Annotated in this window: 10 protein-coding genes; 3 read left to right on the top strand and 7 right to left on the bottom strand. The window is 72.2% G+C overall.

Going from position 1 to position 13004, the window contains the following annotated elements; all coding sequences use genetic code 11:
- Positions 1-26: 26 nt before the first annotated feature.
- Positions 27-773 carry an MOSC domain-containing protein gene (locus tag ACZ4WZ_RS02270; protein WP_467884125.1) on the bottom strand — a complete coding sequence of 249 codons (747 nt, stop codon included), beginning with the start codon at positions 771-773 and terminating at the stop codon, positions 27-29.
- Positions 774-1256: 483 nt separating this feature from the next.
- Positions 1257-2651 (bottom strand): S41 family peptidase, encoded by a 1395-nt coding sequence (locus ACZ4WZ_RS02265; RefSeq protein WP_467884124.1) that lies wholly within the window; start codon positions 2649-2651, stop codon positions 1257-1259.
- A 419-nt stretch (positions 2652-3070) separates the two neighbouring features.
- Here ACZ4WZ_RS02265 and ACZ4WZ_RS02260 point away from each other — a divergent pair, with 419 nt between their 5' ends.
- Positions 3071-3469 (top strand): roadblock/LC7 domain-containing protein, encoded by a 399-nt coding sequence (locus ACZ4WZ_RS02260; protein WP_042800536.1) that lies wholly within the window; start codon positions 3071-3073, stop codon positions 3467-3469.
- An 84-nt stretch (positions 3470-3553) separates the two neighbouring features.
- Positions 3554-4396: a DUF6397 family protein gene (locus tag ACZ4WZ_RS02255; protein ID WP_467884122.1), complete on the top strand. Its 843-nt coding sequence runs from the start codon at positions 3554-3556 to the stop codon at positions 4394-4396.
- Here the strand turns inward: ACZ4WZ_RS02255 and ACZ4WZ_RS02250 are convergent.
- From ACZ4WZ_RS02250 to ACZ4WZ_RS02240, 3 genes are all read right to left on the bottom strand, one after another.
- Complete coding sequence (locus ACZ4WZ_RS02250) at positions 4360-4761, bottom strand: YchJ family protein (RefSeq protein WP_467884121.1); 402 nt, start codon at positions 4759-4761, stop codon at positions 4360-4362. The two genes, ACZ4WZ_RS02255 and ACZ4WZ_RS02250, sit on opposite strands and share 37 nt — an antisense overlap.
- Before the next feature lie 83 nt (positions 4762-4844).
- Positions 4845-5747, bottom strand: coding sequence for an acyl-CoA thioesterase (locus ACZ4WZ_RS02245; protein ID WP_467884119.1), 903 nt, complete (start codon positions 5745-5747; stop codon positions 4845-4847).
- A 67-nt stretch (positions 5748-5814) separates the two neighbouring features.
- On the bottom strand, positions 5815-8337 hold the full coding sequence (locus ACZ4WZ_RS02240; RefSeq protein WP_467884117.1) for a DEAD/DEAH box helicase: 2523 nt from the start codon (positions 8335-8337) through the stop codon (positions 5815-5817).
- Between the two features lie 145 nt (positions 8338-8482).
- Here ACZ4WZ_RS02240 and ACZ4WZ_RS02235 point away from each other — a divergent pair, with 145 nt between their 5' ends.
- Positions 8483-9274, top strand: a complete 792-nt coding sequence (locus tag ACZ4WZ_RS02235; RefSeq protein ID WP_467884116.1) for a metal-dependent hydrolase — start codon at positions 8483-8485, stop codon at positions 9272-9274.
- A 76-nt stretch (positions 9275-9350) separates the two neighbouring features.
- On the opposite strand, the gene ACZ4WZ_RS02230 is transcribed toward ACZ4WZ_RS02235, so the two are convergent.
- Both ACZ4WZ_RS02230 and ACZ4WZ_RS02225 read right to left on the bottom strand, forming a co-directional pair.
- Complete coding sequence (locus tag ACZ4WZ_RS02230; RefSeq protein WP_467884114.1) at positions 9351-11132, bottom strand: ABC transporter ATP-binding protein; 1782 nt, start codon at positions 11130-11132, stop codon at positions 9351-9353.
- Positions 11129-12964 (bottom strand): ABC transporter transmembrane domain-containing protein, encoded by a 1836-nt coding sequence (locus ACZ4WZ_RS02225; protein WP_467884112.1) that lies wholly within the window; start codon positions 12962-12964, stop codon positions 11129-11131. The genes ACZ4WZ_RS02230 and ACZ4WZ_RS02225 overlap by 4 nt, the downstream gene beginning before the upstream one ends.
- Positions 12965-13004: the final 40 nt, after the last annotated feature.

The following is a 13004-nucleotide window of genomic DNA, read 5'->3' as shown; positions in this document are numbered from 1 at the left end:
CGAGGCCACCGTGCTGGTTGCGGCCATCAACCAATGGCTGTGACCTGGGGCTCCGGCGGAGACTGGAGAAGGGTGATGGTGTCCCCGGTCTGCAACAGCCCTGGGACCGTGACGACCGCCAGGGCGTCCAGGAGTGTCTCGTGGGCGTTGGCGATGGCTCGCAACACCAGCGGCGAATGAGGCAGGTCCTGCTGGGCCTCATTGGTCATCACGCATCGCTCGCTGGATCGCACGAACTCGATGCACAGGGCGGCACCGACCCGCGCCCTTCTCCCGAACCACTCGTCCTCGACGAAGGGAGGGGTGCCGGGCGGAGTTCGAACCAGGAGATTCGGCCGGAAGCGTCGCTCGTCGACAGGCACTCCGGGAACGACCGAGCGCACCCAATCGAGCGTGGCCGTGGTCAACACGCTCAGCGGGAGTTGATCGAAGTGGGAGACGGTGCCCTCGCGTGCTACTTCGACGTCATCGCGGCCGAGGTAGCCGCGAAGATACATCGTGGGGTTGGGGACAGCGACGCCTTGCGGGTCCCACAGTTCCAGGTCGTCGATGTCGTCGGCGTAGCGGGATCGCAGGTGCAGCAGGCCGGGCATCCTGCGGAAGCGACGAGTGTTCTTCCCCGAGCCGAACTTGCCCTCGGCGTCACGCACCGCGAAGAGACGATCCCCGAGCAGTCCCCTCGCGTCAACGCCCACACGCTGGAGCAACTCACCGCCAGTCGACTTGAGCGGATATCGCCAGACTCGTTCGACTACGCCTATGACGTCCGCCATCCGGCAGAGGCTACACCAGCCCAGTTGCACCACTTCGAAACAGGCCCTAGCTGATGAGGTGGGAGCAGCGTCCCACGACGCTGCGGTGCTTGCGCCCGGACGACTGTGGAGGCGACCGAGCCGAGCCGGTCGATGCCGCCCGCCGCATCGGCTTTCGCCTGGGCGCACCGGAGCATCCGGCCGAACGTGCCGTCCGCCGGCCACCTGCGGAAAAACGTATGCGGCTGGGCCACAGACCATGGCGCTCGGGCACGTCCCGCCAGGGTGGTGCCGGGACCGGGGCCGGATCCGGGAGCCCTGGCATTCAGCGCGGCAGGTTCGAGGCCGATGACGTGAAGTCGGGGCAGGCCACGGCCTCTGCCGCCCGCGGCTCGGCGGCGTACCTCGACGGCGACCTCGCCCCGCACCGGCGTGCTTACCTCTTCTGGTTCGAAGAACAAGCGCCCCGCGACGCCGTCAGACCTGCTGCCGCAGCTGTAGGGGTCAGGAAATGCCCCAGTCCCGCAGGACCTTCACGGCCCGGTCGAAGGCCGAGTCCTTGTTCTGGTCGAACTCCTCCGTGGTGAAGACCGGCTCGGTGAGGTGCGGCGGGATGCCCGCGCCGTCGAAGGTCCTGCCCGACCGGGTCAGCAGCTCCTCGTTCGGCAGCCAGACCGACATGCCGTTGGGGAGCTTGCGCACCATGACGTCCGAGAAGACGCCCTGCGTGGGCTGCCCGATCCGCACGGTCCGGCCGGGCCGGTCCATGAGGGCCTGGGTGAAGGTCTCTCCCGCGCTGACGGTCGAGCCGCCGGTCAGCACGGCGACCGGTCCGGTGTAGCGGGGGCCCGGGGCGGGCGTCACGTACAGGGGCTGGGGGCGCGTGTGCCGGGTGGGGTCCGCGGGATCGTTGCGGGCCCGCTTGGAGTAGGCGAGGTAGGGGGTGTCGGTCAGCCGCCCGGCGATGTGGAGCCCCATGGCGTCGGAGCCACCGCCGTTCATTCGCAGGTCGATGACCAGGCCCTTCAGATGCCGGGTGCGCGCCTGGTCAAGGACCGTGTCCAGTGCCTTGTCGAGCTCGGCCAGCTCGGCGGCGTAGGAGGCCCCGTCGCCCGCGTAGCCGCCGAAGCCGGAGATCCGCAGGTAGCCCTGCCCGCCGGGGAGGTCGGCGTAGGTGATCCGCCCGGCGGCGAAGTCCTGGAGGTTCCGGGCGTTCTCGAGGTCGCGCTCCACCACGAACTTCTTGACCTTGGCATCGAGCTTCCCGTTGGGCAGGACGGTGCCGGGGCGGACCTGCGCGAAGAGCCGGTCGGGAATGCCGTTGCCGTCGGCGTCGACGTCCCCGACGGCGACGTGGGCGTCATGGAAGGGCTCGATCATCTTGCTGAAGACGGCGAAGAGTTCGTCCGGGGTCGTCCCTTCGTGGACCGTGGGCCGGTACCGGTCGCGTACGGCGTGCCAGTCGATGCCCTTGGCGGCGAAGAAGGGGTAGTTCTCCTCGAAGGACTGCCAGAAGACGTCGAAGGAGGCGAGCGGACCCCCGGGGGCGGAACGCGTGCAGGCGTCGGGCAGTTCCGTCATCCGGCGCAGGTTCCGTTCGCCGACGTCGCCGTCCAGCCGCACGGAAGCGCGGTCGCGGTCCCCGCGGGTGCGCACGGTGAGGACGGTGCCTCCGGACGTGGTGTAGGCGCCGGGGCCGGTCCGCTGAGCGGTGTCGCCCGCGAGGCAGCTGACGGCGGTGGTCTGGTACTCCTGGAGGGTCCCGTTCCGGATGGACAGCACGGTGCCGTAGCCGTCGGTGCGCCAGATTCCGTCCGTGGCCGGCTGGTGGGCGGTGGCGGCCGGCGCGGCTGCGCCGACGAGGGCCAGGGCGACGGCGGTGGCCGTTACGATGCGCACGATCTTGCCTTCTCTGTAGGCGACTTGCTGGGTACGCCCCACCGTCGCCGACACGGGATCCACCGGGCCATCCGGCTGTCCGGCCGATCGGGGGTGGGGCCAGCCCCCGCCACCCGCGGTACCCGGGCAGGGGCCGGATTCCGCCCCTTGACGGACTCCCGGCCGGTGGCAAGAAGGAGGAACCGCCGCAGGGAACCGACCAGATGGGAGCGGTGTGCGGGCTTCCGTCCTCGGAGTCCGTGGACGGGGTTCCGGTGCGCGTGGAGTGCCTGCCGAACGCCCGGCAGTCCTCTTGAGTCATCTTCTGTGCCATGCGTCCATCCTCCTTGCCGGAAAGCCCCTGGTGGGGAAGGCTGGCGGGACGACCAAGCGGGGTGGGGCGCGGCCACGTCGGCCGGGTCAACGGGGAGGGGCTGGACATGGCACTGGACAAGCAGCTCGACTGGTTGCTGGACGATCTGACGCGCAGGGTCCAGCAGGTCCGGCACGCGGTGGTCCTGTCGAACGACGGGCTGGTGACGGCCGCGAGCGCGGGACTGGCCCGGGAGGACGCGGAGCACCTGGCGGCCGTCGCGGCCGGTTTGCAGAGCCTGGCGAAGGGTTCGGGGCGGCACTTCCGGGCGGGTGAGGTGCGCCAGACGATGGTCGAGTACGACGAGGGGTTCCTCTTCGTCGTGGCGGCCGGCTCCGGAAGCTGCCTGTGCGCGTTGAGCGCCGCGGAGGCCGACATCGTGCAGGTGGCGTACGAGATGACGCTGCTGGTCAACCGGGTCGGCGAGCACCTGGGGGTCGCGGAGCGGCGGATCACCGGGGGCTGAGTTATCCACAGGCCTCGCGCGGCGTCGTCACCTCTGGTTACGGTCTTCACGCAGAGTGATCGTCGTGTGTGGGGGAGGACTGTGATGAAGGTGCAGACGCTGGAGCGCCCGTCCATCGGACCGGAGCGGGATCCGGGTTCGGACGTACGAGGGGACGCGCGGCCCGAACCATCGCTCAGCGGAATCCGCGCGGCCGGAGAACTGGGGCTGAGCCGGGGCGAGTTCGCCCGGGCCGTCCAGCTGGGGCTGGTCCGCGCGGGCCCCCGGGCGGCGAGCGGCGCCGCCCGCTTCACCCGGGCCGAACTGGACCGGGTCCGGGCGGCGGCGGGATTCCCGCAGGAGCTCCGCGCCCGGGTCGAGACGGTGGCCGGGACCGACGCGGCCGCCCGGGTGCTGGAGGTGGGTCCGAGCCGGTTCACCCGGCTCGCGCGCTGCGGGCACCTCATGCCCGTCGGCTACCGGATCAACCGCTACCGGGCCGTCGTCTGGCTCTACCTGGCCATGGAGCTGCGGGAGTTCGCCGCCCGGGAGCCGGGCCTGCTCAGCGGGGCCGCGCCCCCGCGGGACCGGGAGCTGATGGCGGCCGGGGCGGACCTGCGGCCGCGCAGGTGGCGGGCCCGGCATGTGGGCCTGCTGCTGAGACGAACCCCCGACCTGTGGGAGCGGGCGGCCGTACTGGCCGCGGTGCTCCCGGACGACGAGGTGCGGGCCGCCGTGCCCGACCCGGCGGAGCGGATCGTGCTCGCCGCGCTCGCACCGCCCCCGCCCTACGGCCACCCACGGGTTCCGGCGGCCGCGGCGGTGGCCCGGCGACTGCTGCTGGCCGAGCCGCCGCAGGAGGCCCTGTGGTACCGCGAGGGCCTGGACTTCGCCCTGGCCCGGGCGCGCGGTCAGGTGAAGTCGACGGGGGAGAGGGGGCCGACGTAGACCCAGGCCCCGCCTTCGCGGGAGAAGGAGCTGTGCTCGTGCAGCGAGCCGGTGTGGCCGCCCTCGCGGTAGTGGGCGCGGAACTCCACCGACCCCTCCGTCTCGAACATCCCGCCGCGCTCGGTCGCGAGGATCTCCAGGCGCTCCCAGCGCTGGTCCGGGTCCAGGTCGAGCCGGGCCGGACGGGTCGAGGGGTGCCAGGAGCGCATCAGGTAGGCGGTGTCGCCGACCGCGAAAGCACTGAAGCGCGAACGCATCAGCAGCTCGGCGGTCGGCGCCTGCCGGGCGCCGGAGTGGAAGCGGCCGCAGCAGTCCGCGTAGGAGGCGGGCAGCCCGCAGGGGCAGGGGAGGGCCGGGGTGGGCATCGGTGCGATCAGCTCTTCGGTGAGGAGACGGGGGAAGGAGACGGGGCCTGACGCCGCTCCGGGCGTCGTCGGGACCGCGGCCGCTACTGGGGCGAGACGGCCGGCCTGGCCTTCTCGGCCGGGTACGGGCGGAAGAGGCCCTCCTGGACGACGGAGACGAGCAGCCTGCCCTCCACGTCGTAGATGCGGCCGCGGGCCAGGCCACGACCGCCGTGCGCGATGGGCGACTCCTGGTCGTACAGGAACCACTCGTCCGCCCGGAACGGCCGGTGGAACCACATGGCGTGGTCCAGGGAGGCCATGTCGAAACCGCGCATGCCCCACAGCGGCTCGACGGGGATGCGCACGGCGTCGAGGAGGGTCATGTCACTGGCGTAGGTGAGGGCGCAGGTGTGCACGAGCGGGTCGTCGCCGAGCGGGCCGACCGCCCGCATCCACACCGCGCTGCGCGGGTCGGCGTCCTTGAGGTCCTCGGGGGTCCAGCGGAGCCGGTCCACGTACCGGATGTCGAAGGGCTGGCGGCGGGCCATCCGCTCCAGCGCCTCGGGCAGCGCGCCCAGGTGCTCGCGGATCTCGTCCACGACCTTCGGGAGCGTGTCCGGGTGGGGGAAGTCGAGGCGGGGAGGCAGCTGGTGCTCGATGCTGCCCTCCTCCGGGTGATGGAAGGAGGCGGTCAGGTTGAAGATGGTCTTGCCCTGCTGGACGGCGGTGACCCGGCGCGTGGTGAAGGAGCGCCCGTCACGGACCCGCTCCACCTGGTACACGATCGGAACCCCGGGGATGCCCGGGCGCAGGAAGTACGCGTGCAGGGAGTGGACCGGCCGGTCGCTCTCGGTGGTCCGGCCGGCGGCCACCAGCGCCTGGCCGGCGACCTGGCCGCCGAACACGCGCTGGAGGGACTCCTGGGGGCTGACCCCCCGGAAGATGTTGACCTCGATCTGCTCCAGGTCGAGCAGATCGACCAGTCTCTCGGCGGGGTTCGTCATCAGAGGTTCTCCACTGTCGGTTCCGGCGGGCCGGGCGGGGCCGCCCGCGGTGGCTTGCGGATTCCGGTCAGAGCGCGCCGAGCTCGCCGACCGAGGTGACCCGGATGACGGCCCGGCCCTCCTCGTCGGAAGCGGCGAGGTCGACCTCGGCGCTGATGCCCCAGCCATGGTCGCCGTTGGGGTCGGCGAAGGTCTGGCGGACGCGCCACAGGCCGTGCGCCGCGTCCTCCTCGATCTGGAGCAGCTTCGGGCCGCGCGCGTCGGGACCGGTGCCCAGGTCGTCGTACTCGTCCCAGTACGCGTCCATGGCCTCGCCCCAGGCGTCGGCGTCCCAGCCGGACTCGGCGTCCAGCTCGCCCAGCTGACCGACGTGGTCCAGGGCCGCCAGCTCGACCCGGCGGAACATCGCGTTGCGGACCAGCACGCGGAAGGCGCGCGAGTTGGCCGTGACCGGCTTGACCTGGTCGGCCTTCTCCTGGGCCTGCTCGGCCGTCTCCACCTCCGGGTTCGCCAGCTGCTCCCACTCGTCGAGGAGGCTGGAGTCGACCTGGCGGACCAGCTCGCCCAGCCAGGCGATGAGGTCCTCGAGGTCCTCGGACTTCAGGTCGTCCGGGATGGTGTGGTCCAGCGCCTTGTACGCGCTCGCCAGGTAGCGCAGCACGATGCCCTCGGTACGGGCCAGCTCGTAGAAGGAGGTGAACTCGGTGAAGGTCATCGCCCGCTCGTACATGTCGCGGATGATCGACTTCGGGGAGACCGGGTGGTCCCGGACCCAGGGGTGGCTCTTGCTGTAGACGTCGTACGCGTGGACCAGGAGCTCCTCGAGGGGCTTGGGGTAGGTCACCTCCTGGAGGCGCTCCATCCGCTCCTCGTACTCGATCCCGTCGGCCTTCATCGCGCCGACCGCGATGCCCCGCTCCTTGTTCTGCTGGGCCGCCAGGATCTGGCGCGGGTCGTCCAGCGTGGACTCGACGACGGAGACCATGTCCAGCGCGTAGGAGGGGGATTCCGGGTCGAGCAGCTCGAAGGCGGCCAGCGCGAAGGTGGACAGCGGCTGGTTCAGCGCGAAGTCCTGCTGGAGGTCGACGGTGAGCCGGATGGTGCGGCCCTCGGCGTCCGGGGTGTCGAGCTTCTCGACGACGCCGCCGTCCAGCAGCGAGCGGTAGATGGCGATGGCGCGGCGGATGTGGCGCAGCTGGGCCTTGCGCGGCTCGTGGTTGTCCTCCAGGAGGTGGCGCATCGCCTTGAAGGCGTCGCCCGGCCGGGCGATCACCGAGAGCAGCATGATGTTGGTGACCTTGAAGCGCGAGGTCAGCGGCTCCGGGTCCGCGGCGATCAGCTTTTCGAAGGTGGTGTCCGACCAGGCCACGAAGCCTTCGGGGGCCTTCTTGCGGACCACCTTGCGGCGCTTCTTCGGGTCGTCGCCGGCCTTCGCGAGGGCCTTCTCGTTCTCGATGACGTGTTCGGGTGCCTGTGCGACCACGAAACCGGCCGTGTCGAACCCGGCCCGGCCCGCCCGGCCGGCGATCTGGTGGAACTCCCGCGCGCGCAGCGTGCGGACGCGGTTGCCGTCGTACTTGGTGAGCGCGGTGAACAGTACGGTGCGGATCGGGACGTTGACGCCGACGCCCAGGGTGTCGGTACCGCAGATGACCTTCAGCAGGCCGGCCTGGGCCAGCTTCTCGACGAGGCGCCGGTACTTGGGCAGCATGCCCGCGTGGTGGACGCCGATGCCGTGGCGGACGTAGCGGGAGAGGTTCTGGCCGAACTTCGTGGTGAAGCGGAAGTTGCCGATCAGCTCCGCGATCTTGTCCTTCTCCTCGCGGGTGCACATGTTGATGCTCATCAGCGACTGCGCCCGCTCGACCGCCTGGGCCTGGGTGAAGTGCACGATGTAGACGGGCGCCTGCCGGGTCTCCAGCAGCTCGGTGATCGTGTCGGTGATCGGCGTGGTCACGTACTCGTAGGACAGCGGTACGGGCCGGGTCGCGGAGCGGACCACCGAGGTCGGGCGGCCGGTCCGGCGGGTCAGGTCGTCCTCGAACCGCTTCACGTCGCCGAGGGTCGCCGACATCAGGACGAACTGCGCCTGCGGCAGTTCCAGCAGCGGGATCTGCCAGGCCCAGCCGCGGTCCGGTTCCGCATAGAAGTGGAATTCGTCCATCACGACCTGGCCGATGTCGGCGTACTTGCCGTCGCGCAGCGCGATGGAGGCCAGCACCTCGGCGGTGCAGCAGATCACCGGGGCGTCGGCGTTCACCGACGCGTCACCGGTCAGCATGCCCACGTTCTCGGTGCCGAAGAGCTTGCACAGGTCGAAGAACTTCTCCGACACCAGCGCCTTGATGGGCGCGGTGTAGAAGGTGACCTTGTCCTGGGCGAGCGCGGTGAAGTGCGCCGCGGCCGCGACGAGGCTCTTGCCGGAGCCGGTGGGGGTCGACAGGATCACGTTCGCGCCGGAGACGACCTCGATCAGCGCCTCCTCCTGTGCCGGGTACAGGGTGATGCCCTGGTCCTCCGCCCACGAGGAGAAGGCCTCGAAGAGGGCGTCGGGGTCGGCGGTCGGCGGGAGCTGATCAATGAGGGTCACGCCCCCCATCTTGCCTGGCTTCCCCCCGGAAGAGGGAACCGGCGGACGGAACGAAGATCACCACGGGTACGCTGTGCCGTCGAGGCGGCCCGACCGAATCCCTCCACAGGGCCCCATCACGACAGGACCGGGGCGGGAAACGAGCATGATGGGTCCGGCGCACTCACTGTCCGGGGCCGCGGCCTGGCTGGGGGTGGGCGCGGCGGTGGCCGCCGCCGGACACCCGATGCCCTGGCCCGTACTGGTCGTGGGCGCCCTCATCTGCGCCGGCGCGGCCCTCGCCCCCGACCTCGACCACAAGTCGGCGACGATCTCACGCGCCTTCGGACCGCTGTCCCGGGGCCTGTGCGAGGTGGTCGACAAGGTCTCGTACGCCGTCTACAAGGCAACCCGCACCCCGCGCGACGCCCGCCGCAGCGGGGGCCACCGCACTTTGACCCACACCTGGCTCTGGGCCGTCCTCATAGGCGCCGGATCCTCGGCGGTCGCGGTCGGCTTCGACCGCTGGGGCGTGCTCGGGCTGCTCTTCGTACACCTGGTGCTGGCCGTCGAAGGGCTGCTGTGGCGGGCGGCCCGGATGTCCAGCGACGTCCTCGTCTGGCTGCTCGGCGCGACCAGCGCCTGGATCCTGGCCGGGGTGCTCGACGAGCCGGGCAACGGCGCGGGCTGGCTGTTCACCGGCCCCGGCCAGGAATACCTCTGGCTCGGCCTGCCGATCATGCTCGGCGCGCTGGTCCACGACATCGGCGACGCGCTGACCGTCTCGGGCTGCCCGGTCCTGTGGCCCCTGCCCATCGCCGGGAAGCGCTGGTACGCGGTGGGCCCGCCGAAGATGATGCGCTTCCGCGCGGGCAGCTGGATCGAGCTCAAGGTGCTCATGCCGGTCTTCATGCTCCTCGGCGGCATGGGCGGCGCCGCCGCCCTCGGCTTCATCTGAGACCCGTTCATCTGAGACCCGCCGGCCCGCCCGCCGCGGCCCGCGCCGGGCGGGGGCATCCGCCCGGCGCGGCGGCTCAGCCGTGCCAGGACCGCCACAGGGCCGCGTACGCCCCGTCGGCGGCCACGAGCTCGTCGTGCGAACCGAGTTCACTGATCCGCCCGCCCTCGACCACCGCGATCACGTCCGCGTCGTGCGCGGTGTGCAGGCGGTGCGCGATCGCGATCACCGTACGGCCGTCCAGCACCCGCGCCAGCGAGCGCTCCAGATGCCGGGCCGCACGCGGATCCAGCAGGGACGTCGCCTCGTCCAGCACCAGCGTGTGCGGATCCGCCAGCACCAGCCGGGCCAGCGCCACCTGCTGGGCCTGCGCCGGCGTCAGCGCGCTCCCACCGGAACCGACCTCGGTGTCCAACCCCGACTCCAGGTCCCGCGCCCAGCCGTCCGCGTCCACCGCGCCCAGGGCCGCCCACAGCTCGGCGTCCACGGCACCCGCCCGGGCCAGGCGCAGGTTGTCCCGCAGGGTGCCGACGAACACGTGGTGTTCCTGGTTGACCAGCGCCACGTGCTCGCGGACCCGCTCCGCGGGCATCCGCGACAGCCGGGCCCCGCCGAGCGTGACCTCACCCGCCCGGGGCGCGTAGATGCCCGCCAGCAGCCGGCCCAGCGTGGACTTGCCCGCCCCCGAAGGCCCCACCAGCGCCATCCGGGTGCCCGGCGGCACGGACATCGACACCCGGTGCAGGACGTCCACGCCCTCCCGGTATCCGAAACGGACCTCCTCGGCCCGTACGTCCCGACCCTGAGGGGCGACCGACCGGTCACCCGCGTCCGGCTCGATCTCCCGCACGCCCACGAGCCGCGCCAGCGACACCTGGGCGATCTGCAGTTCGTCGTACCAGCGCAGGATCAGCCCGATCGGGTCGACCATCATCTGTGCCAGCAGCGCCCCGGTGGTCAGCTCGCCCACCGACATCCAGCCCCGCATCACGCAGTAGCCGCCGATCACCAGCACCGAGCCGAGGACCGTCACATAGGTGACGTTCACGACGGGGAACAGGACCGTCCGCAGGAAGAGGGTGTACCGCTCCCAGGCCGTCCATTCCTTGATCCGCCGCTCCGACAGCTCGATCCGGCGCCCGCCGAGACGGTGCGCCTCGACGGTGCGCCCCGCGTCCACGGTCTCCGTCAGCGCCGCCGCGACCGCGGCGTACCCGGCCGCCTCCGACCGGTACGCCGAGGGAGCCCGCCGGAAGTACCAGCGGCACCCGATGACCAGCACCGGGAGCGCCACCAGCGCGGCCAGCGCCAGCGGCGCCGCCGTGACCGCGAGGGCGCCGTAGAGCAGCCCGGCCCACACCACGCCGATCGCCAGCTGCGGCACGGCCTCGCGCATCGCGTTGGCCAGGCGGTCGATGTCGGTGGTGATCCGTGACAGCAGGTCGCCCGTGCCGGCCCGCTCCAGGACACCCGGCGGCAGCCCGACCGAACGCACCAGGAAGTCCTCGCGCAGATCGGCCAGCATCTCCTCGCCGAGCATCGCCCCGCGCAGCCTCACCAGCCGGACGAAGCAGGTCTGCGCGGCCAGCGCCAGCGCGAAGAGCAGCGCCACACGCCCCAGATGGAGATCCCGCGTCCCCGCGGAGAGCCCGTCGACGACCCTGCCCAGCAGGTAGGGGCCGACCATCGAGGCGGTCACCGCGGCCGCGTTGACCGCGACCAGCACCGTGAAGGCCCGCCGGTGCCGCCGCAGCAGCCCGCGCACGTATTCCCGTACGGTCGCCGACGTGCCCACGGGCAGGGTCGCGGCCGTCTCGGGGGCCGCCGGATCGTGTTGCGGCGGAGCCACGCCGATCATGCCGATTCCTCGATCCCTGTGAGTTCCTGCTCCTCGGCCGGCCCGGCCGCGCCGGGCCTCGCCGACCTCTGTTCCTCTTCCGTCTCCCGGGTGACGACCGCCCGGTAGCGCGGTTCGTCCCTCAGCAGCTCCCGGTGCCTGCCCGCCGCCACAGCCCGGCCCTCGTGGACCAGGACGACCCGGTCCGCCCGGTCCAGCAGCAGCGGTGACGAGGCCAGCACCACCGTCGTGCGCCCGGCGCGCAGTTCCGCGACCCCGTCCGCGATCCGCGCCTCGGTGTGCGAGTCCACCGCCGAGGTCGGCTCGTCCAGTACCAGCACCTCCGGGTCGGTGACCAGGGACCTGGCCAGCGCCAGCCGCTGGCGCTGCCCGCCCGACAGGGACCGGCCGCGCTCGGTGATCCGGGCGTCCATGGGGTCCTCCACGCCGTCGGGCGCCGACTGCAGCAGCGCGTCCAGGACGTCACCGCACTGCGCGGCGGCCAGCGCGGCCCCCGCCGTGACCGACCCGGAGGCGGGTACGTCGAACAGCTCGCGCAGCGTCCCGGACAGCAGCACCGGGTCCTTGTCCTGCACGAGGACCAGCTCGCGCGCCGTGTCGAGCGCGAGTTCGTCCAGCGCGACCCCGCCCAGCAGCACCGGGGGCGTCCCGCCGTCGCCGTCCACGGGGTGCCCGCCGAGGCGCTCCGCGAGCCGCCCCGCCAGGTCCGGGTCCCCGCACACGACCGCCGTGCACAGCCCGGCCGGGGCCAGCAGCCCGGTCCCCGGGTCGTACAGGTCCCCGCCCGGCGCCGGAGCGGCCGCCCGGCCGGTGACCGGGCCGTCCGCCCCGTCCTGCGAGCGCGTCAGCGACAGCACCCGGGCCGCCCGCTCGGCGGAGGGCCGCGAGAAGGAGTACGCCATCGCGATCTCCTGGAAGTGCTGGAGGGGGTAGAGCATCGTGGCCACCGCGCTGAAGGCCGCGACGAGTTCACCGACCGCCAGGCGGCCGTCCAGTACGAGCAGCGCGCCGTACCAGACCACGGTGATCAGCAGGGCCCCCGGCAGCAGCACCTGGATCGCGGAGATCAGGGCCCACATCCGGGCGCTGCGCACGGCCGCCTCGCGGACCTCCTGCGAGGCCTCGCGGTAGCGGCCCAGGAACAGCTCCTCACCGCCGATCCCGCGCAGCACCCGCAGGCCCGCCACCGTGTCGGAGGCCAGCTCGGTGGCCTTGCCGGCCTTCTCGCGCTGGAGGTCCGCGCGCCGGGTGGCACGCGGCAGCAGCGGCAGTACCGACAGGGCCAGCACCGGCACGCCCGCGGCGACGACCACGCCGATCGCGGGTGCGTAGAGGACCAGGCCCACGCAGAGGGCGACGACCGCGAAGGCGGCGGCGAGGAACCGGGAGACGGCCTCGACGAACCATCCGATTTTTTCCACGTCACCCGTGGACACAGCCGTGACTTCTCCGGCCGCGACCCGGCGGGTCAGCGCGGAGCCCAGTTCGGCGGTCTTGCGGGCGAGGAGCTGCTGCACCCGCGCGGCCGCGGTGATCCAGTTGGTGACGGCGGTGCGGTGGAGCATGGCGTCGCCGACGGAGACGGCCGCGCCGAGGATCAGGAGCAGCCCGCCCGCCAGCAGCAGCCCCCCGCCGTCGCGGTCCACGACGGCCTCGACGCCCAGGCCGACCGTGTACGGGAGCCCGGCGATCCCGCAGAAGTGCACGAGGCCCCAGGCCAGGCTACGGGCCTGGCCGCCGAGTTGGCCCCTCCCCAGCCACCAGAGGAAACGGGGGCCGGAACGGGCGTCGGGTACCCCGGGATCCGGATAGGGAAGATCGCTGATCTGCATGACGCCCCACGAACTGGTCGATGACTGCAACCTGCGCAAG

The sequence above is a fragment of the Streptomyces sp. NPDC029122 genome (genome assembly GCF_055569445.1).
Note: the sequence above shows the minus strand (reverse complement) of the source record. Positions and strands in the feature narration are given on the sequence as shown.